This is a genomic window from Geojedonia litorea (genome assembly GCF_042654525.1).
Classification (GTDB): domain Bacteria; phylum Bacteroidota; class Bacteroidia; order Flavobacteriales; family Flavobacteriaceae; genus Geojedonia; species Geojedonia litorea.
Genome location: NZ_JBHSGP010000014.1, coordinates 356,170 through 376,546, shown reverse-complemented (window position 1 = coordinate 376,546; position 20,377 = coordinate 356,170). Strand labels below are relative to the sequence as shown.

15 protein-coding genes are annotated in these 20,377 nt (G+C 35.3%); 5 read left to right on the top strand and 10 right to left on the bottom strand.

Annotation, left to right across the window (positions count from 1 at the left end):
• Positions 1-276: 276 nt before the first annotated feature.
• Positions 277-642 carry a carboxypeptidase-like regulatory domain-containing protein gene (locus tag ACFO5O_RS09655; protein ID WP_387963225.1) on the bottom strand — a complete coding sequence of 122 codons (366 nt, stop codon included), beginning with the start codon at positions 640-642 and terminating at the stop codon, positions 277-279.
• Positions 643-802: 160 nt separating this feature from the next.
• On the opposite strand from ACFO5O_RS09655, the gene ACFO5O_RS09650 reads away from it, so the two are divergent.
• Positions 803-2,146, top strand: a complete 1,344-nt coding sequence (locus ACFO5O_RS09650; protein WP_387963223.1) for a deoxyguanosinetriphosphate triphosphohydrolase — start codon at positions 803-805, stop codon at positions 2,144-2,146.
• Positions 2,147-2,322: 176 nt separating this feature from the next.
• A complete protein-coding gene (locus ACFO5O_RS09645) occupies positions 2,323-2,490 on the top strand; it encodes a hypothetical protein (RefSeq protein ID WP_387963221.1) in 168 nt (55 codons plus the stop codon).
• Here ACFO5O_RS09645 and ACFO5O_RS09640 read toward each other — a convergent pair.
• Positions 2,471-4,249, bottom strand: a complete 1,779-nt coding sequence (locus ACFO5O_RS09640) for a 1-deoxy-D-xylulose-5-phosphate synthase (RefSeq protein WP_387963219.1) — start codon at positions 4,247-4,249, stop codon at positions 2,471-2,473. The two genes, ACFO5O_RS09645 and ACFO5O_RS09640, sit on opposite strands and share 20 nt — an antisense overlap.
• Positions 4,250-4,316: 67 nt before the next feature.
• Here ACFO5O_RS09640 and ACFO5O_RS09635 point away from each other — a divergent pair, with 67 nt between their 5' ends.
• On the top strand, positions 4,317-4,766 hold the full coding sequence (locus tag ACFO5O_RS09635; protein ID WP_387963217.1) for a nucleoside deaminase: 450 nt from the start codon (positions 4,317-4,319) through the stop codon (positions 4,764-4,766).
• 54 nt (positions 4,767-4,820) lie between these two features.
• Here the strand turns inward: ACFO5O_RS09635 and ACFO5O_RS09630 are convergent, their stop codons facing one another.
• The 4 genes from ACFO5O_RS09630 to aspS all read right to left on the bottom strand — a co-directional run bounded on the left by ACFO5O_RS09630 (position 4,821) and on the right by aspS (position 8,918).
• Positions 4,821-5,012: a cold-shock protein gene (locus ACFO5O_RS09630; RefSeq protein ID WP_387963215.1), complete on the bottom strand. Its 192-nt coding sequence runs from the start codon at positions 5,010-5,012 to the stop codon at positions 4,821-4,823.
• An 87-nt stretch (positions 5,013-5,099) separates the two neighbouring features.
• The gene (locus ACFO5O_RS09625; protein ID WP_387963213.1) at positions 5,100-5,330 is read right to left on the bottom strand and encodes a hypothetical protein; all 231 of its coding nucleotides are present in this window, start codon (positions 5,328-5,330) and stop codon (positions 5,100-5,102) included.
• Positions 5,331-5,340: 10 nt separating this feature from the next.
• Positions 5,341-7,119: a chloride channel protein gene (locus ACFO5O_RS09620; RefSeq protein WP_387963211.1), complete on the bottom strand. Its 1,779-nt coding sequence runs from the start codon at positions 7,117-7,119 to the stop codon at positions 5,341-5,343.
• Between the two features lie 44 nt (positions 7,120-7,163).
• On the bottom strand, positions 7,164-8,918 hold the full coding sequence (gene aspS, locus ACFO5O_RS09615; protein WP_387963209.1) for an aspartate--tRNA ligase: 1,755 nt from the start codon (positions 8,916-8,918) through the stop codon (positions 7,164-7,166).
• A gap of 221 nt (positions 8,919-9,139) precedes the next feature.
• Here aspS and ACFO5O_RS09610 point away from each other — a divergent pair, with 221 nt between their 5' ends.
• Both ACFO5O_RS09610 and ACFO5O_RS09605 read left to right on the top strand, forming a co-directional pair.
• The gene (locus tag ACFO5O_RS09610) at positions 9,140-12,061 is read left to right on the top strand and encodes a SusC/RagA family TonB-linked outer membrane protein (RefSeq protein ID WP_387963207.1); all 2,922 of its coding nucleotides are present in this window, start codon (positions 9,140-9,142) and stop codon (positions 12,059-12,061) included.
• 36 nt (positions 12,062-12,097) lie between these two features.
• On the top strand, positions 12,098-13,405 hold the full coding sequence (locus ACFO5O_RS09605; RefSeq protein WP_387963205.1) for a RagB/SusD family nutrient uptake outer membrane protein: 1,308 nt from the start codon (positions 12,098-12,100) through the stop codon (positions 13,403-13,405).
• A gap of 118 nt (positions 13,406-13,523) precedes the next feature.
• On the opposite strand, the gene ACFO5O_RS09600 is transcribed toward ACFO5O_RS09605, so the two are convergent.
• The 4 genes from ACFO5O_RS09600 to ACFO5O_RS09585 all read right to left on the bottom strand — a co-directional run bounded on the left by ACFO5O_RS09600 (position 13,524) and on the right by ACFO5O_RS09585 (position 20,364).
• Positions 13,524-14,825 (bottom strand): aspartate aminotransferase family protein, encoded by a 1,302-nt coding sequence (locus ACFO5O_RS09600; protein WP_387963203.1) that lies wholly within the window; start codon positions 14,823-14,825, stop codon positions 13,524-13,526.
• Between the two features lie 56 nt (positions 14,826-14,881).
• Positions 14,882-15,634 (bottom strand): helix-turn-helix domain-containing protein, encoded by a 753-nt coding sequence (locus ACFO5O_RS09595; protein ID WP_387963201.1) that lies wholly within the window; start codon positions 15,632-15,634, stop codon positions 14,882-14,884.
• An 84-nt stretch (positions 15,635-15,718) separates the two neighbouring features.
• Complete coding sequence (locus ACFO5O_RS09590) at positions 15,719-19,183, bottom strand: efflux RND transporter permease subunit (protein ID WP_387963199.1); 3,465 nt, start codon at positions 19,181-19,183, stop codon at positions 15,719-15,721.
• 11 nt (positions 19,184-19,194) lie between these two features.
• On the bottom strand, positions 19,195-20,364 hold the full coding sequence (locus tag ACFO5O_RS09585) for an efflux RND transporter periplasmic adaptor subunit (protein ID WP_387963197.1): 1,170 nt from the start codon (positions 20,362-20,364) through the stop codon (positions 19,195-19,197).
• Between the last annotated feature and the right edge of the window lie 13 nt (positions 20,365-20,377).

The window sequence follows — 20,377 nt, the reverse complement described above, 5'->3', positions numbered from 1 at the left end:
TTTAGAATAGTTTTTGTGTTTTATTTACTGCTGCAAAGAAACTAGGGCAGTGTAAAGTCAAGGTTAATTAGGAATTAAACCTCTGTAATAAAAAAGTTAAGTAAAGGTTATGAGATACTACTTAATTTAAGGAATAGAAAACCTTAAATTAACATTGACAAATTATAATGTCAATGAAGCAAAGTGGTTTATGAATACAAAAGGATGGTTTATACCGCGAACAAATGCCGTAAATCCTGTGGGTTATTAAAAACGAGATTGATTAATAAAATTAAATTAGTCTTTCCCCTTATTGGTTTTATGAACCGAGGCACTACTTGAGAAGGAAATGGTTCTAGCCGATAAAGAAACACTTACAGATGTTTTTTGGCTTGACGCTACTGTTACCTTAAGTTTTTTAGTTTCATAGCCTGCAAAACTGTAAACCAAGGTGTAGTTACCGTCAGATAAATTTTGAAAATGGAATATGCCATTTTCATCAGATGCTGATTCAAGAGTAGTCCCTTCAATTGAAACATTGGCATACATTAACGGCTCATCATTAATTTCTCCATCCAATATTATGCCTTGGATTGAACCAGAGTTTTGTGCAAAACAAAAGCCTGAAAAAAGAATGAATACTAAAATGGTTAATTGCCTCATGGGACCTAAATTAAATTATACTGCAAATAACTTATTTTAACTTCTCCTTTACGTTAATTAAACATTAAACAACCGTAATTAAAATGTTAGATTAATGTTACCAAATTTCAATTTTATTTTTATCTAATTTAGCTATCTTGCCAACTCTAAAAACAATACTATGAATTGGGAACAATTATTGTCCTTAAAACGCTTTGGAGATACACATAAACGCTTAAGAAAAGAACAAGATGAAACCCGTTTAGGATTTGAAGTAGATTATGACCGAATTATATTTTCATCAGAGTTTAGAAGTCTTCAAGATAAAACTCAAGTTGTTCCATTGTCTCAAACCGATTTTGTTCATACACGTTTGACCCATAGTTTAGAAGTTAGTGTTGTAGGTCGTTCTATTGGGAGAAATGTTGGTCAAAAAGTTCTAGAAAAGCATCCACATTTAAAAAAAGTACATGGTTTTCGAGCTAATGATTTTGGAGCCATTGTGGCCGCCGCTTCTTTAGCGCATGATATTGGTAATCCACCGTTCGGGCATTCAGGTGAAAAAGCAATTGGTGAATTTTTTAAAACAGGATTTGGAAACCAATTTAAGGAACAACTTACAGCAAAACAATACCAAGATTTATGTGATTTTGAAGGGAATGCGAATGGTTTTAAGATATTAACAGAAAGTAGAGCGGGGCGAGAAGGCGGTTTGCGTTTGAGTTATGCAACTCTAGGAGCATTTACCAAATATCCAAAAGAATCTTTACCTAAAAAACCAACCAAACATATTGCCGATAAAAAGTACGGTTTTTTTCAAAGTGAAAAAGAAGCTTTTAAAGATGTAGCCAATGAACTCGGATTGATACCTACTGGAACAAATGAGCATATAAGTTTTTCAAGACATCCATTAGCCTATTTGGTTGAAGCAGCTGATGATATTTGTTATACGATAATCGATTTTGAAGATGGGATTAATTTAGGACTTATTCAGGAAGAGTTTGCTTTAGAGTATCTTATTAATTTAGTTAGGCATACCATTAATACAAAAAAGTACCAATTACTTTCTAATACTCAAGACCGATTGAGCTATTTGCGGGCGTTGGCTATAAATACCTTGATCAACGAGGCAGCTAACAATTTTATGGCTAATGAAGAACTTATTTTACAAGGCAAGTTTTCAAAAGCCATTATGGATGTTAGTACGTATGAAGCTCAAATAAAAGACATTATTAAAGTGAGTGTTGAAAATATTTATCAGTCGAGTGAGGTTATCGAAAAGGAAATTGCGGGTTACGAAGTGATTAATCAGCTATTAAAAAGTTTCACGGTAGCCATAACTAATAGATACCAAGGAAAGCCCTCAAGTTATGACCAACTTATATTAAGATTACTTCCAAATAGTTTTGAAAACCTAGACGATAATTTATATACCAATCTGTTAAACGTTTGTAATCATGTCGCCCAACTCTCTGATAGTAATGCGATTCTCACCTATAAAAAACTTAAAGGAACTTATTTATAATCTAGCTGTTAATAGAACTGTTAATAATTTTTAGTTGGGTATTTGTAGCCAAGGCATATATATGGCATCTTTGCAACTAGAGGGCTATGATTAATTTATTTTATGCATTTTATCGATAAAATTTGCATTTCATCTATAAATGCTTATATTTGTCTTGTGCAATAAAAACTATTCCAATGAAAAAAAATCTCTTAAGTGCTATTGTCATATTTTTTGTTACTGTTGCTTTTCTTTTAATGCTTGATGATATTTCTAAAAGCAAAAACACCCAATTAGAGCAGAGTGTTGATGTTTACAATGCTCCTACACAACAAGATATGGCTACTACAGATGCTGCTGAATAAAGTCTTGTAAAGTTTCGGCAATACCTTTAGCATCTAATTTTAATTCAGTTTGCAATTCATTTACTGATCCATGTTCTACAAAATGGTCAGGAATGCCAATAAGTTTCACTGGGTTTTTATAATCATTTTGAGCAGCAAATTCTAAAATAGCTGAACCAAATCCTCCCTTCATACATCCATCTTCAACAGTGCATATTAATCGATAATTTTTGAAAATTGTATGTAACAACGATTCATCTAAAGGTTTAACAAAGCGCATATCATAATGCCCTATTTTTTGCTTATCAAATTCAACTAAGTCAATAGCTTCTGTAATATTTTGGGCTATGGATCCTACACTTAATATAGATAGTGATGTGCCAGATTTTAAGGTGCTACCTTTGCCCAATTCAATTTTAGTAAAAGGTTGTTTCCAATCTATTATAGAGCCTTTCCCTCGTGGATATCGAATTGCAATAGGATGAGGAAGCCCTAATTGCGCGGTATACATTATGTTGCGAAGTTCAATTTCATTTCGTGCTGCAAAAACAATGAGATTTGGGATACAGCGTAGATAGGCCAAATCAAATGCTCCGTGATGTGTAGCGCCATCTTCTCCCACAATCCCCGCACGGTCTAAACAAAAAATAACTGGTAAATCTTGTAAGGCTACATCATGAATAACTTGGTCGTATGCACGTTGTAAAAACGTAGAGTAAATATTACAATAAACAACTAGCCCTTGAGTAGCCATTCCTGCGGCCAAGGTGACAGCATGCTGTTCAGCAATTCCAACATCAAAAGCACGATCTGGTAGTTCTTCCATCATATACTTTAAGGAACTTCCTGTAGGCATAGCTGGTGTTATCCCAACAATTGAATTGTTTTTATAGGCTAATTCTACAATGGTGTATCCAAATACATCTTGAAATTTGGGAGGCTCGGATAGTTTTTGTTTCGGTAACAAGTCTCCTGTTTTAGCATCAAATTTGCCAGGGGCATGGTATTTTACCTGATCATTTTCAGCCTGTTTTAAACCTTTTCCTTTAGTAGTAATAAGGTGCAAAAATTTAGGGCCCTTAATCGTTTTTAACCGTTTGAGTTCTGTTATAATTGCAAAAATGTCATGACCATCAATAGGTCCTGAATAGTCAAAATTTAGGGCTTCAAAAATATTATCTTGTTTTTGTGTTCCTTTTTTTACGTTGGTTAAATACTGCTTTAAAGCCCCAACACTAGGATCAATTCCTATAGCATTGTCATTTAAAATTACAAGGAGGTCAGCATCTGTAACTCCAGCATGGTTTAAACCTTCAAATGCCATACCACTAGCTATAGAAGCATCGCCAATAATTGCTACATGATGTTTATTTTCGCCCTTAAGTTGTGAAGCAATGGCCATACCTAAGGCTGCAGAAATAGACGTTGATGAGTGTCCTACACCAAAAGTGTCATAAATGCTTTCAGCGCGTTTTGGAAATCCACTGATTCCTCCCAATTGTCTATTGGTATGAAATTGTGCCTTTCTTTCGGTTAAAATTTTATGACCATAGGCCTGATGTCCAACATCCCAAATGAGTAAATCATCAGGAGTATTATACACATAATGTAAGGCAATGGTAAGCTCAATAGCTCCAAGACTTGCACCAAGATGCCCTTCTTTAGTGGCAACAATATTGATGATGAAATCACGTAACTCTTGAGCAAGATGAGGTAAGGCTTCTTTATTTAGTTTGCGAAGCTCCTTTGGACTAGTAATATGGTCGAGTAATCTGGTCATTGGGTACAAATGTACGAGTTGAAAATGATATGATTCATATTAAAATTGAAATCGTATTTTTGAATCTATGGAAAATCCGTTTGACGATATTTATTTTATGAAAAAGGCACTTCAAGAAGCAGAAGCGGCCTTTGATAAGGGTGAAGTGCCAGTAGGTGCAGTGATTGTTATTGACAATAAAATTATAGCTCGCGCCCATAACTTAACAGAGTTGCTCAACGATGTCACCGCCCATGCCGAGATGCAAGCCATAACAGCTGCATCTAATTATTTGGGCGGTAAATATTTACTGAAGTGTACCTTGTATGTGACTTTAGAGCCTTGCCAAATGTGTGCAGGGGCTTTACATTGGAGCCAAATTTCTAAAATTGTATACGGGGCCAGGGACGAAGAACGTGGCTGCATGAATTTAGGCACAAAATTACACCCTAAAACCGAAATGGTTGGCGGCGTTTTAGCAGAGGAATCTTCTCAATTATTAAAACGTTTTTTTATTGAACGCCGAAATTTGAACTAAAAAAACGCCCAACAATTTGTTGGGCGTTGAAACTTGTAATAAAAGATATGTTACTTAGATTACTTGCACATTTGCAGCAACCTTTCCTTTTCTTCCTTCTTCTTCGGTGTACTGTACACTATCGCCTTCACGTAGCTCAACCCCATGTAGGTTAGATACATGAACGAATATGTCTTTTCCTGTTTCGTCGTTGGTAATAAATCCAAATCCCTTTGAATCATTAAAAAATTTAACTGTTCCAGTCATTGTAAAAAATATTGATTAAAACACAAATGTATAATTTAAAATAATGCGATATGTAATGAAAATGTTTTTTTATTAAAAAATTGATAATCAATACTTTTTTTCATGATTTCGCATTTTGTCAAGGTTCTCCTTTGTAATCATGTAATCTTTGAGGTCTTTGTTTTTCCAGCGATAATAAGAAAACAGCGGAAAAACAAGAAAGAAAAGCCCAACAACTCCAAAACCTATCCATTTTTGAGAATGTTCGGACTCCCGAATAAAACCTAAGGCAATCATGCCAATTGATGCCAGAAAAAGAATCCAAATTATATATTTCATAACCAAAAACTTATGATGTAAAGTTAATTAATTCTCGCCGGTATGCTGTAAGTAGTTTAGATTTTGATACAAATCCATAGTAAACACCATTTTTTATCACAGGAAGATTCCATGCTCCAGAATCTTGAAATTTTTGCATCACAATTTTCATGGAATCCGTTTCAAACTGTATGCATGCTGGTGGGTATTGCATAAAGGTTTCAACGGTTGTAGAGTCGTAAAGGGATTGATCAAACATGACATCTCTAATAGTGTCTAGCAGTATAATCCCTACTAAAGAATGGTTTTCAGAAATCACTGGAAATAAATTCCTGTTTGATTTTGCGACACCTTTATGTAACATGTCTCCCAAACTCATGTCTGGATGTAAGGGTATAAAATCAGTTTCGATGACGCTTTCCAATGTCATCAAAGTCAAAACACTTTGATCCTTATTGTGTGTGAGAAGCGCTCCTTTTTCTGCTAATTCTTTTGTATAGATTGTGTGCTCAATGGCATTTTTAGTAATTATAAAAGACATAGATACTGTTATCATTAACGGAACAAATAATTCATAACCTCCAGTAATTTCGGCAATTAAAAATATAGCTGTTAAAGGTGCATGAAGCACTCCAGCAATTAATCCGGCCATACCAATTAGGGTAAAGTTGGCTTCTGATACTTGAAAATTAAAGCCTAAATTATTGATGATTTTAGCAACCACATTCCCTAATGCACTACCCATCACTAATGTTGGAATTATAATCCCTCCGGCCCCACCTGCTGCGAAAGTAGTGGTCATTGCTATGGCTTTAAATATTGTAATACCAATTAACAAAGCGATTACAACCCATATATTATCTAAATGATCATCAAAAGGTGTTTTGCCCAAAGCGTGTAAATAATTATTCTCTAGTAAATCATTAATAAAACCAAAACCTTCACCGTATAAAGGAGGGATGAAATAAAGCATTATTCCAATTGCTAAACCACCTACAATCAGTCGTTGCCCACTGGTTTTAATTCGATTAAAAACGGCATAAACGGCAAAGTATATTTTGTAAAAATAGATAGAACCTATTCCAGTAGCTATGCCTAAAGCGATGTAAAACAAAGTGTCGCTTAAAACAAATTTATCTGAAACATCAAAATTGAAAAGTACGCCATCACCCACCAAAAAATAAGAGGTTAACACTGAAGAAACCGAGGCAATTAATAATGGTAATAAGGAAGCAAATGTTAAGTCTAAACTAAACACCTCAATTGCGAAAATGATTGCCGCAATTGGTGATTGAAAAATAGATGCAATGGCACCTGCAGCTGCACAACCTATGAGCAATGTTTTTGTTTTTCTGTCAATATGAAAAAGTTGACCAATATTTGAGCTAATAGCCGAAGCCGATGCAATGGCTGGACCTAATAACCCGACTGATCCACCAAAACCTGCGGTTAATGGTGCTGTAATCAGTGGCAGATAAATTTTACTTCGTTTTAATAGCCCATTCTTTTTTGAAAGCGAAAATAAAATACTTGGAATTGCATGTTCAATGGGTTGTTTTGAAACGTGCTTAACGAAGAGATAAACCAACCATAAACCTATTATTGGAAGGATAAAATATATACTGTTGTTTGTAAGAATAATAATTTTATCTAAAACCCATTCAATAGCAAATGTTATATTTTTTATAATTACAGAAACTAAACCAGCTAATAAACCAATTAGTATGCTTAATAAAAAAGTGAAATTTTTTTGTGAGATGTGTTTGTATCTCCAAATTAGGATTTTCTTTAAAAGCGTTGTTTCTGCCATAAATTAAATCTACTAAAAAATCCTGCAAAGCGCAGGATTTGATGTTATGATTTTAAATTAAGTTTTAGATGGAGTTCGTCAAGTTGTTTTTCATCTATCTTGGCCGGAGCATCGATCATAACGTCCCTTCCAGAATTATTTTTAGGAAAGGCAATAAAATCTCTTATGGTTTCTTGACCTCCTAAAATTGCGACCAATCGGTCAAGTCCAAATGCCAATCCACCATGTGGAGGAGCTCCATATTCAAAAGCATTCATTAAAAAACCAAACTGTGCTTTAGCTTCTTCTTCTGTAAAACCTAAATAATCAAACATTAGGGCTTGTGTTTTCTTATCATGAATTCTTATAGAACCACCGCCAATTTCATTTCCATTAAGTACAAGATCATAGGCGTTTGCCTTTACAGCGCCAGGATCAGTTTTCAACAATTCTAATTGCCCTGGTTTCGGTGAAGTAAATGGATGATGCATGGCATGATAACGTTCGGTTTCCTCATCCCACTCTAATAACGGAAAATCCATGACCCAAAGTGGTGCAAACTCATTAGGTTTTCTTAAGCCTAAACGTGTAGCTAACTCCATACGTAAAGCACTTAATTGTGCACGTACTTTATGGGTATCTCCAGATAATATGCAAATTAGATCACCTGCCTTAGCGCCAGTAATTTCAGCCCATTTTCCAAAATCGTCTTGATCGTAAAATTTATCAACTGAAGATTTGTAAGTTCCATCGTCATTGCAACGGCAATATACCATGCCTAAAGCTCCTATTTGAGGGCGTTTTACCCAATCTATAAGTTGGTCAATTTCTTTTCTGGTATAACTATTTCCGCTAGGTACTGCGATACCCACAACTAATTCGGCCGAATTGAATACTCCAAAATCTTTATGTTGGGTCACGGCATTCAACTCTCCAAATTGCATTCCAAATCGAATGTCGGGCTTATCATTTCCAAACAGGCGCATAGCATCGTCATATAACATTCTCGGGAACTCTTTTACATCAACACCGTTAATTTCCTTTAGTAAATGTTTAGTTAAGCCTTCAAAAGCATTTAAAATATCCTCTTGTTCCACGAAAGCCATTTCACAATCTATTTGTGTAAATTCGGGTTGTCTGTCAGCTCTTAAATCTTCGTCCCTAAAACATTTAACAATTTGGAAGTACTTATCCATACCACCAACCATAAGCAATTGTTTAAAGGTTTGAGGCGATTGTGGAAGTGCATAAAACTGACCCTCATTCATACGTGAAGGCACTACAAAATCGCGAGCACCTTCGGGAGTTGATTTAATTAAATAAGGTGTTTCAACCTCGATAAATCCTTGACCAGACAAATAATTTCTAACTTCTTGAGTGACTTTATGTCTAAAAATCAAACTGTTTTTTACTGGATTTCGTCGAATATCGAGATACCTATATTTCATTCGTAATTCTTCCCCGCCATCCGTTTCATCTTCAATCGTAAAAGGCGGCAATATAGCCGTATTTAAGATGTTTAGCTCCTTGACTAGTATTTCAATATCTCCAGTAAGAATATTTGGATTTTTAGAGGTGCGTTCAATTACAGTACCTTTAACTTGTATAACAAATTCACGTCCTAATTTTTGTGCTTGTTCAATAATAGATTTAGGGGTGCGTTCTTCATCAAAAATAAGTTGAGTGATACCATAACGATCTCTTAAATCAACCCAAATCATAAAGCCTTTATCTCGTACTTTTTGTACCCATCCTGAAAGCGTTACCTCTAAATTAATATGTGATGCTCTTAATTCACCACAGTGATGACTTCTATACATAATATAACGTGAAATTAAGTTGCAAATTTAACAAGTTATTGTCTTTCTATAATGATTAATAGGGTATAATTTCTGTATTCTAGTAATTGAAGGAGGAATTCTGATTATAATTTTGAATTCGCAATAATAAGGCGCTCTATTACGAATTATTTAATTTTCATAGATTAAAATCGATTTTTTTTTAAGATATTTAGCCTGTCTAATTCAAAAAATGTAAAATTATGAGCAAAACTTTATCTTTAAAGTTGCTGTTATTTTCTATTGTAATTTGTCCATTAATGGCTTTTAGCCAACAAATTACAGGAACAATAACTGATGGAGCAACAGGACTTCCTCTTGGAGGAGCCAACATTATTATTAAAGGAACAACTACTGGAACAACATCAGATTTTGATGGGAATTTCAGCCTCAATGTGGACAGTTTTCCAGTAACGTTGGTAATTTCTTCACTAGGATTTGAAACCCACGAAGAGCTGGTCTCTTCAGCTAGAGCTGTAAATGTGACCTTACAGGAATCTGCAACCGCACTTAATGAGGTTGTCATTACAGGTTTAGGGTCTTCGGTAAAACGAAGTAATCTTGCCAATGCCGTTTCAACAGTAAGCGCAGCAGAATTGGTTGGAAATACTGGGCAAACAACTGTTGATGGTGCCTTATATGGTAAATTAACAGGTGTTAATATAGTGTCCGCATCAGGTGCACCTGGAGGTGGAATTGCAATGAGATTGCGTGGGGTTTCATCCATTAATGGAAATAACCAACCACTTTTTATTGTAGATGGTGTATACATTAACAACGTTGAGATTCCTTCTGGATTGCGAAATGCTTCAGGGGCAAATCGTGGAAACGAAGAAAACTCTGCAAACCGACTTTCAGATATCGATCCAAATGATATTGAAAAAATTGAGGTTCTAAAAGGAGCTTCAGCAGCAGCCATTTATGGTCAGTTAGCCAACGCCGGGGTTGTTATCATTACAACCAAGCGTGGTAAAGATGGAGTGACTAGATTTAACTTTGGTCAGGATCTTGGTTTTGCCGAAATTGCGAACCCATTGGGTATGAGAAACTGGACCGCTGATAATGTATTGTCTACATTTAATGCAGCCGAAGTCGCCTTGTACAATCAAGCTATCGCAAGCGGTGGATTAATTGATTATGAAGATGTAATTTACGGAGAAAAAGGATTAATTACCGAAACTAAAGTTAGCGTTGACGGTGGTAATGAAAAAACTAAATTTTATGTTGGTGCATCTTACAGAGATGAAGAAGGTATTATCAAACACACAGGTTTTGATCGTTTTTCTATAAAAGCAAATATTGATCACAAACTTTCTAATACGTTTGACTTTTCATTAAGTACGAATTACATTAGAAGTACCTCTAGTAGAAGTTTCACAGGTAATGAAAACGAAGGTGGATTAAGCTATGGTTATACACTTGCATTTACAAGGCCATGGATTAACTTATTTCCAGACGAGCAGGGGAATTACCCTAGCAACCCTAATTATACAGGAAACCCTGTTTTTGTTAGAGACAAGGCTCGCAATGAAGATATGAACAACAGGTTTATTCAAGGGTTAACAGTCAATACCAAATTATATAATGACGATAACAATAGAGTGAAGTTTGTAACAAGCTTTGGATTAGACTATTTATCTAATCAAACCAATGTTTACGTACCAGAAACTCATCAAGGAACAATTGCCAGTGGGCAAAATGGATTTATTGGTGTTGGTAAAAATGGATTCACCAATTTTAACAGCCAAGCAATTTTAGTTTGGAACCATGATGCTATGGATGGAGATTTAGGTTTAACAACTCAAGTTGGTACAGCTTATATCGATCAAGTAGCCGATTTGGTTTTAAGCACAACTACCGATTTAATTCCTGGCCAAACTAATTTAGAGCAAGGTAATAATCAGGCAATAACGCAAACAACATCGTCGATTAGAACCTTTGGTTATTTTGCACAAGTTGAAGGAAATTATAAAGATAGATTTATTGCTACTTTAGGATATAGGTTGGATAAATCAACTTTAAATGGAGATCCTAATAAATTTTATGGTTTCCCAAAAGCGTCTATGGCGGTTAACTTGAACAATTTCGATTTCTGGGATTCAGAAACTATTAATCAGTTTAAGTTAAGAGCAGCTTACGGTGAAACAGGAGCGCCAGCAGGATTTGGAGCTTTATTTACTAGTTTAAATGCTACCTCTATTGGTGGTAATGGTGGATCTACAATTAATCCAGCTAAAGGAGATCCTAACATAGAGCCTGAAACATCTACAGAGCTTGAGTTTGGATTTGACACAAGATTTTTTAATCGTGTTAATTTTGAAGCAACCTATTATATAAGAAAAGTTAAAGATCTGATCTTAAGTAGAGGCTTACCAACATCTTCTGGATTTGCAACAGAAACAACAAACTTAGCTGATCTAGAAAATACTGGTTTGGAGTTATCTTTAAATGTAGATGCATTTGATGAAGAAGACTTCAAATGGAATTCTGGTGTTCAATTTTGGTTTAACAATTCTGAAATCACAAGATTAGATGTTCCAGCATTTGCACAACCAGGTGCAGGATTTGGATTAGGTTTAGGAACTTATTATATCCAAAAAGGAAAACCTGTAACACAATTGGCAGGAACAGTTAACGGAGTTCCTACTCAAATTGGAGACTCTGAGCCTGATTTTCAAATGTCATTCAATAACAATTTTACCTTGTTTAAGCAGTTTGACTTATCATTTTTATTACATTGGAAAAAAGGAGGAGATAACATAAATCTTACTAAATTATTAACCGATTTAGGAGGAACTACAACCGATTTAGACACTCAGGCCGGTATGGACAGAGCTGGATCTGGATTTGTAGCTACGCGATTTATTGAACCAGCAGGATACTTAAGACTTAGAGAAGTTGCATTATATTACAGATTTCCAAAAGACATTATTGAGTCATTCGGTAATACAATAAGTAATGTGAAATTAGGTATTTCGGCTAGAAACTTGTTTACTGTAACTGATTATACTGGTTATGACCCAGAAGTTTCAACCAACGGTAGTGCAGGATTATCAAGTGGAATTGATGTAACCCCTTTCCCAAGTACAAGACAATTTTACTTCCACTTAAATGTTAATTTTTAAAAAAAAGGAGATATGAAAATATTTAATATAAAAACAATGAGAGTTCATCTGGTGCTAGTAGTGATGCTTTTAGGAGGGTTAACCTCTTGTACTTTTGATGAGCAAACAGATCCTAATGGACCAAGTGTTGAAGGAGTTCTTACAGGAGCTTCTATTAATCAACTTAATAATTTAGTTGTTGGTGTTGAATCAACCATGAGATTATCTTTAGGAATCCAAACCACAGCAAGTGGAACGGCTGCAAGAGAATTATATCTATTTGATGCAGACCCTAGAAATACAGCTAATGTTTTAGGGAAAAACGGGTCTACTTTAGAGAACAGTGATTTTTATTCAACTGCAGCATGGGCTGGACGCTATAGAGCGATTAAAAATGCCAATTTGCTAATTCAAGCGGTTAATAATACAGACGCTTTAACTGAAGCACAAAAGCAAGGTTATATGGGTTTTGCTAAAACTGTAATAGGTTTTGAGTTAATTGAAGTTCTTAAATCTTATGATAGAGCACGTGTAGATGTGGCTGATGATTTAAATTTAGGGCCAATTTTAGAATTCCCAGAAGCTATTGCTCAAGTTAGAACTATTTTAGATGATGCCCTAACAAATTTAAACGCAGCGGGTTCTACATTTTTGTTTGATTTAGCTGGGTTTGCTGGATTTGATACGCCATCAACATTCGCTAAATTTAATCGTGGTGTAGCTGCAGTAGCTGCTGTTTATGCAGGAGACAAAGCAGCCGCGCGTACGGCCTTGGCAGCATCACATATGAACATGAGTGGCGATTTAAAAATGGGTCCAAAACATGTGTTTAGTACAAGTAGTGGTGATTTAACTAATGGCGTTTATAAAGGCCCTTCAACGGTAGCCGAGCCGAATAATGGTGATCAAATTATTGTACATAATAGTTGGATAAATGATGCAGAGGCAGGAGATGCTAGAGTAGCGGCTAAATCGGCTGTTAGACCTAATCCAACGTCTCAAGATGGTTTGAATGGTACACATGAAACACGTTTATACGCAACTAATATATCACCAATTGATATGCTTAGAAATGAAGAGTTAATTTTAGTGTACGCTGAAGCTCAAATAGGAAACGATAATAATGAAGCTAAAAATGCTTTAGATGTAATTAGAGGTGCAGCTAGCTTGCTTCCTTATACAGGACCATTAGATGACGCTTCACTAGTGACTGAAATGTTAAGACAAAGACGTTATTCTTTATGGTGCGAAAATCATAGAATGTTTGACTTAAGAAGGTATAATTTATCTAATACTTTGCCAACTGATAGAGCAGGAGATGTAGTTTATAACAAATTCCCAGTTCCATTAACAGATACGCAATAGAATTGTATCTAGTATTTAAAAAAAGAGGTTGTTTTCTAACAACCTCTTTTTTTATACCCATAGAAAGCAGTCCTAATGGAAAACTATTTAAATCATTTGATTCATTAGCATAAAATTGTTAAACTGTACAATCAGTAATTGCTTGGTCTAAAATGCTAATTCCTAAATCTATTTCCTCAAAAGAAATCGTTAGTGGGGGCGCAATTCTAAAAACACTTCCATAACCTTTCATTCTTACAATATTCATATTCAAGCCTAACGAAAGGCAGCGATTGCAAATATCAAAACCTAAGTTATCATCTGGTATTTTTGTGTCTCTATCTTTTACAATTTCTACACCTAATAAAAGACCCTTACCTCGAACATCTCCAATGCATTCATGCTTTAGTTGTAGCTCTAGCAGCAGTTGCTTTAAATACGCTCCTTTTTCACCGGCCGCTTCGGCAAGGTTTTCTTCATAAAGAATTTGAAAGGAAGCTAAACCAAAAGAAGCACAAAATGGATCCGAAACGTGAGATGTAATAAACACGAACCCTTTATTATAGCATTCTTCTTCAATAGTGCTTGATGTTATAGTTGCGGCTAAAGGTAGGCCTCCTCCAAGAGTTTTAGACAATGTTAGAAAATCAGGGACAACCTCATAATCTTCAAACGCAAAAGTTTTTCCCAATCTCCCTAATGCTGTTTGGGCCTCATCAAAAATGAGTAATAACCCACGTTCATCACATAATTCTTTTAATCGTTTTATATAACTAGGTTTTAATTCTATCATCCCAGCTGCACTTAGTAAAGGCTCTGCTATTAATGCTGCATAGGCTCCAACAGATTGTTGATCGACCATTTTCATGCCAACTTCCAAACAGGTATTATCACAACTACCTTTACAGTGCGCAATTGGACATCGATACTCGTAAGGTGCAGGAATCATTAAACTTCCAGGAATATTTGGTCCGTAGCCCTTTCTAGTTTTAGAATAGGTGTACGATTGTGCTCCAGCTGTCATACCATGCCAAGAACCAGAAAAACCAATGATTTCATGCCCTCCAGTATAGAGTTTTGCCATACGTATAGCAACTTCATTAGATTCTGAACCTGTATTTAAAAAAATACATTTTGAAAGCGACTCAGGGAGCGCTTTTGTTAATTCTAATGACAGCTCTATAACAGGTGGTGATAATATGGCACTTAGTAGGTGTATCGCTTTATCACCGGCTTGCTTTAATACTTCAACAATTTTAGGGTGATTATGCCCAAAAACCGAACACATTTGTCCTGATGTAAAATCTAAAACTGCCTGACCGTGTTTATCATAGATATAGCTTCCTGAAGCTTTTTCGGCAATAAATGGAGTAAATTCTCCACAGTATCGTATGAGTGAATTTTGTGCCTTCTTAAATTCATCTAATTTTAATTCTTGCATAATAATCTCAATTTTTATGCAAGTACATCAATATTAATTATTTAAAATTGTAAAATTCAATCATTTTTAATAAGCCTTGAGTAATGTTTAGGCGTCATACCAACGTTTATTTTGAAATACTTATTAAAATGGCTTTGATCATAAAACCCAGTATCATAAGCAATATCTGTAAAAGAATCCTTTGTTTTAATATAAGCTTTGGCTTTTTCGATTCTTAAATTTAAGAGGTAACGCATAGGAGAAATACCAACTTTATTTTTAAATAATCGTTGTAAATGGCTATCACTTAAATGGGTTAAATCAGAAAGTTCTTCTACGAGAATGGGTCTATTATAATTGGTTTCAAAATGAATAATTGTTGTTTTTAAAAGCTCTTGCCATCTATTAGAATTTGAAGGACTATTTCTTAAAAACTTTTTAAAGATTTTTGGTACTTCAATAGGTGATCCATTTGAGTCTAACAAATCAATAGGATCTTGTTGGACGGCATCAAACCATGTATCAAAATGTGATTTGTATACCATTCCATTAGGTATAACCATAACTCTTGAATAGTCATCTGACTCTTCTATGAATGAATAAGATTTAGGAACCCGAATGACTTTATAGTAAAAAAAATCATTTATTTGTGTCTGATGAGCCACATAAGGAGGGATGATCACAAAATCATTTTCTTTTAAGGTTATAGAGGTATTTTTTAATATCAAACGCGCACTTCCTCCTAATATATAGGAGAAAGTGATAAGGTCTGGATGTAAATGCATTGGAAAAAAATGCGATCTACTATAACATATGGTAGCACATTCCATAACGTTTCTAGCATTTGATATTCAAGATTTTCTAAAAGTAAAGATACTATTAAAACTTTTAAAAATTCACCACTAAATAGTCGATCAGCTCAATTTAACTCGAAGCCACATTTTAAATTTCATGCTTAAGAAAAATAGTACTGGTACAACTATTAAAGTTAAGAATGTAGCAATGAGTAAACCATAAATCACAGTCCAAGCCAATGGGCCCCAAAAAACTACGTTATCACCGCCAATATAAATATTAGGATTGAAATCTTTGAAAAGCGTGAAAAAGTTGATATTCCACCCAATGGCTAATGGAATTAGACCCAGAATAGTCGTAATTGCGGTTAGTAATACTGGTCTTAAACGTGCTTTACCAGCTTTAACAATGCTTTCAAAAAGATCATTGGTACTTAAATAGTCCGAGGCATCAATATCTAGATCATTTTTCTTACGATCTATTAAAAGTTGCGCATAGTCTAATAATACTACTCCATTATTTACTACAATTCCTGCTAATGATATAATACCCACCATGGTCATCATAATAACAAAAGCGCTGCCAGTTAACACGATACCTCCAAATACGCCAATAAAACTTAATAAAATAGCCAGCATTATGATACCAGGTTTTGAAACCGAATTAAATTGAAAAATGAGTATAAAAAATATGAGTCCCAAGCCGGTGAAAAAGGCGGTCATCAAAAAGGCCATTTGTTTATTTTGCTCTTCAATTTGTCCGGTATAATCAATCTGAACAGTATCGGGCAAGCCGCTGTAGCTTTTCATTTCATTTTGAATTTGAGCTACAATAGCCCCAGCGTCAGTATAACCAGGTGCCAATGCCGAATAAACCGTAACTACACGCTTAGTGTCTTTATGCTTAATGGCGCTAAATCCAGAGGTGTTTTCTTGCTTGGCAATGGCCGAAATAGGAATATCCTTAATTTTTCCAGTATTATCTCTAAATGTTATGTTCTGGTTAAATAGGGCACTCGTGTTATAACGATTTTCTTCATTAAAGCGCACGTAAATATCATAGTCGTCACCATCATGTTTATAAATGCCTGCTTTAGATCCAAATATAGAATTGCGTAGCTGCTGTCCAACCTGTGATGCATTAACGCCCAATTCACCAGCTTTTTCTCGATCAATGGTCACGCGCATCGTTGGTTTGTCCTTGTTCACATCTATTTTGAGTTCATCAATACCGGGAATATTTTTACTGTTGATGAATTCACGCATAGTTTCAGCGGTAGCAATTAGTTCATTATAGTCCTTACCTTGAAGTTCTATATTGATAGGAGCACCTGCCGGAGGACCATCCATATTTTTTTCAACAGAAATTAATACACCAGGATAAATACCCACTAAAGCGGTTTGTACTTTTTGGCGTAATAATTCACTGTCCTCACCACGTCTGTATTTGAACTCTCTCATTGAAGCTGTGATCTTAGCTTTATGAGGCATTTCGGCAGATGATCCACCATCGGTTTGCGGATTTCCGGCCCCTTCACCAACTTGTGAAACAGCACTTTCTACCAAGAAGTTATAATCTCCATCTTTATATTGGCTGTCATCTAAAACCGAGTACACACGTTGCTCGATTTCTTTGGTGATGGCATTGGTTTTTTCAATGGCTGTTCCTTGTGGATATTCTATATAGACAATGATTTGATTTGGTTTATTGTCTGGGAAGAATTCAACTTTAGTTCGTTTTTGGTCTAAGGATATCCCAAATGCCACAAAGGCAAGTATTAATAGACCAAAGATGCCTATTGTTAATTTATAAGGTCTTCTTCCAGTTAATGCACGGCGTAATTGACGTTCGTACCAGTTTTCGAGTTTTACCAGAGTATGCTTTTGAAAATTATTAGCCCATTTTCGTAAAAACAGTCTATAAACCCAAAGCATAATGGAGGTAAACACCATGAGTGTACCAAGCGCTCTATATTCACCTCCAACAACATAAACAAAAATTCCTAGTAGCGCCATAATAATCGTCATTTTGACGATGCGCTTTAAGGGCATGTTTTTGTCTTCAATATTCATGAATTGAGACACCAATACCGAATTAAAAAATATAGCTACAAACAATGAAGATCCTAATACTATAGATAAGGTAATAGGTAAGATTTTCATGAATTCTCCCATAATACCAGGCCAAAGACCAAGAGGGACAAAAGCAGCTACTGTTGTTAATGTTGAAATAATAATCGGAAATGCAATTTCACCAATTCCTTTTTTAGCGGCTTGTATTCGGCTCATACCTTCCTCATCCATAAGTCGGTATACGTTTTCTACAACTACAATTCCGTTATCAACCAACATTCCTAATCCCATAATTAATGCGAACAAAACCATGGTATTTAAACTATAGCCAATAAGGTTTAAAATCATGAGCGACATAAACATGGACATAGGTATTGCGAACCCTACGAATATGGCATTCTTAAATCCTAAAAAGAACATTAAAACCGTAACAACAAGTATAACCCCAAAAATGATATTGTTAACCAAATCATCAACTTGGCCAATTGTTACCGAAGATTGATCGTTAGTAATGGACACTTTTAAATCTGCAGGAAAAACATTGTCTTTAGCATTCTTTACAATTTGTTGAATTTGTTCAGCCGCAGCAACCATGTTTTTTCCAGCTCGTTTTTTAACATCGAGCATCACTACTGGGGCACCATATTCGCGTGCGAAAGTAGTATTATCTTCTTCTTTAAAAGTTATGGTAGCTACATTCTTAAGATAGATGGCATCTCCGTTTTCAGATTTTACAACAAAATTCTCTAATTCTGAAGGTGATTCTATTTCACCTAAAACTCGAATGGTACGTCGCTGACCGCTAGCTTTTAAATTACCGGCAGACATCGTAACGTTTCCTCCATTAATAGCGCTAATGATATCATTAAAAGTAACTTGAGCGGCCATCATTTTGTAAATATCTACAGCTACTTCAACCTCTTTGTCTTGTGCGCCACGGATATCAACCTTTTTGATTTCTAAAAGATTTTCAATTTCATCTTGAAGATATTCGCCAAACGCTTTAAGTTTTTCAACGGGATAGTCACCCGAAATGTTAATATTTAAGATGGGCATTTCTTCAGACATGCTTAATTCGAACACATCGGGTTCTACTTTGGCACCATTAAAGGTCGGCCAATCTTCTCCCGAGGTTTCAGAATCTATCTCATCCTTAACTTTTTGTTTGGCTTGTTCAACGGTGATGTTTTCGTCAAACTCTACGATAAGCATTGAATAGTCTTCTTGTGATGTAGAGGTGATCTCAACCACATTGCTTACTGTTTTTAATTTATCTTCTAAAGGATCACTAATTAATTTTTCGATATCCTCTGCAGTGTTTCCTGGAAAAACCGAACTCACATAAATTTTGGTTTCATTCACTTCAGGGAAGTTTTCTCTAGGCATGCTGAAAAAAGCAGTTATACCTAAATAAAAGATTACCAAAATGAGCACATACATCGTGGTTTTGTTGTTGATAGCCCAGGACGATAAACCAAATTCCTTATCGACCTTTTTTTTCTGTTTAGTCATGGTTGTTTGGTTTAGTAGTTAATCACTTTTACGGTTTGTCCATCTTTCACACTTCGGGCGCCTTCCTGAATGATTTCAGCGCCATTTTCAATGCCCTCAAGAATTTCAATAACATCACCTTGGGTGCGACCGGTTTTTATAATTACTCGGTTGGCGACACCTTCATCTTTGCTGTTTTTGTCTTTAACAACATAAATGTATTGCTCGCCATCAGCATTTTCAGAAATAATACTTTGCGGAACCAATAAGGCTTGTTCATTAGTATAATCATTAATTTTTAGCCTAGCTGTTAAGTTGGGTTTAATGGATTTATCTTGATTTGGAATCGCAACCTCTACCTTAAACGTGCGGTTTGCAGGATTGATAAAGTGACCTGCCTGACGAATTTTTGTGTCGATTGTTTTATCCAATACGGGCAGCTCAACATTTACTGATTTTCCTTCTACCACATCTGCGATATAGCGTTCAGGAACTTCGGTTTCTATATACATGTCCTTCAAATTAACGAGACGTATAAGAGGTGTTTGCCCGGCTGCTACTACATTGCCTTGTTCTGTGATGACATCGTCGATAGTCCCTGAAAATGGAGCTGTAACCGTTGTTTTAGCTAACTGTTTCTTGATTTGGTTCACTGCTCCCAGTTGTGATTCATAATTGGACTTGGCTTGTAAATATTGAATTTCACTACCTATTTGCTGCTGCCATAAACGCTTTTGGCGCTCATATGTGGTTTTGGCCAAATCGGCTTGTATTTGTAATTGTAATAATTGTTGGCTTAATCCACCATCATCAATTTTAGCTAAAACCTGTCCTTTATTAACTTGTTGTCCTTCTTTTACATAGATTTTGGTTAAAATGCCATTGTATTCAGGAGTAATTACAACAAGATCTTTTGTAGTCACGTTTCCTTGAAGTTCTAAAAGATGATTAAAAACTTCTTGTTCAGCCTTAAAGGTGGTTATTAATGGAATATGCTTTGCAGAATCCAAAACCTTTATTTTGTCATCTAAAGATTTAATTTGATCGTTAATGGCTTGAAGCTCATTCACCATTTCACCACGTTTCTCGCGGATTAATTCTAGATTATTGCTCTCTAAAACCTTTTCTACAGAATTTTTCTTTTCACCTGAACAGGCAACCAAAAAAAGAGCGATTAACGGAAGTGTATATATATGTTTCATGTTATAGTGTTTA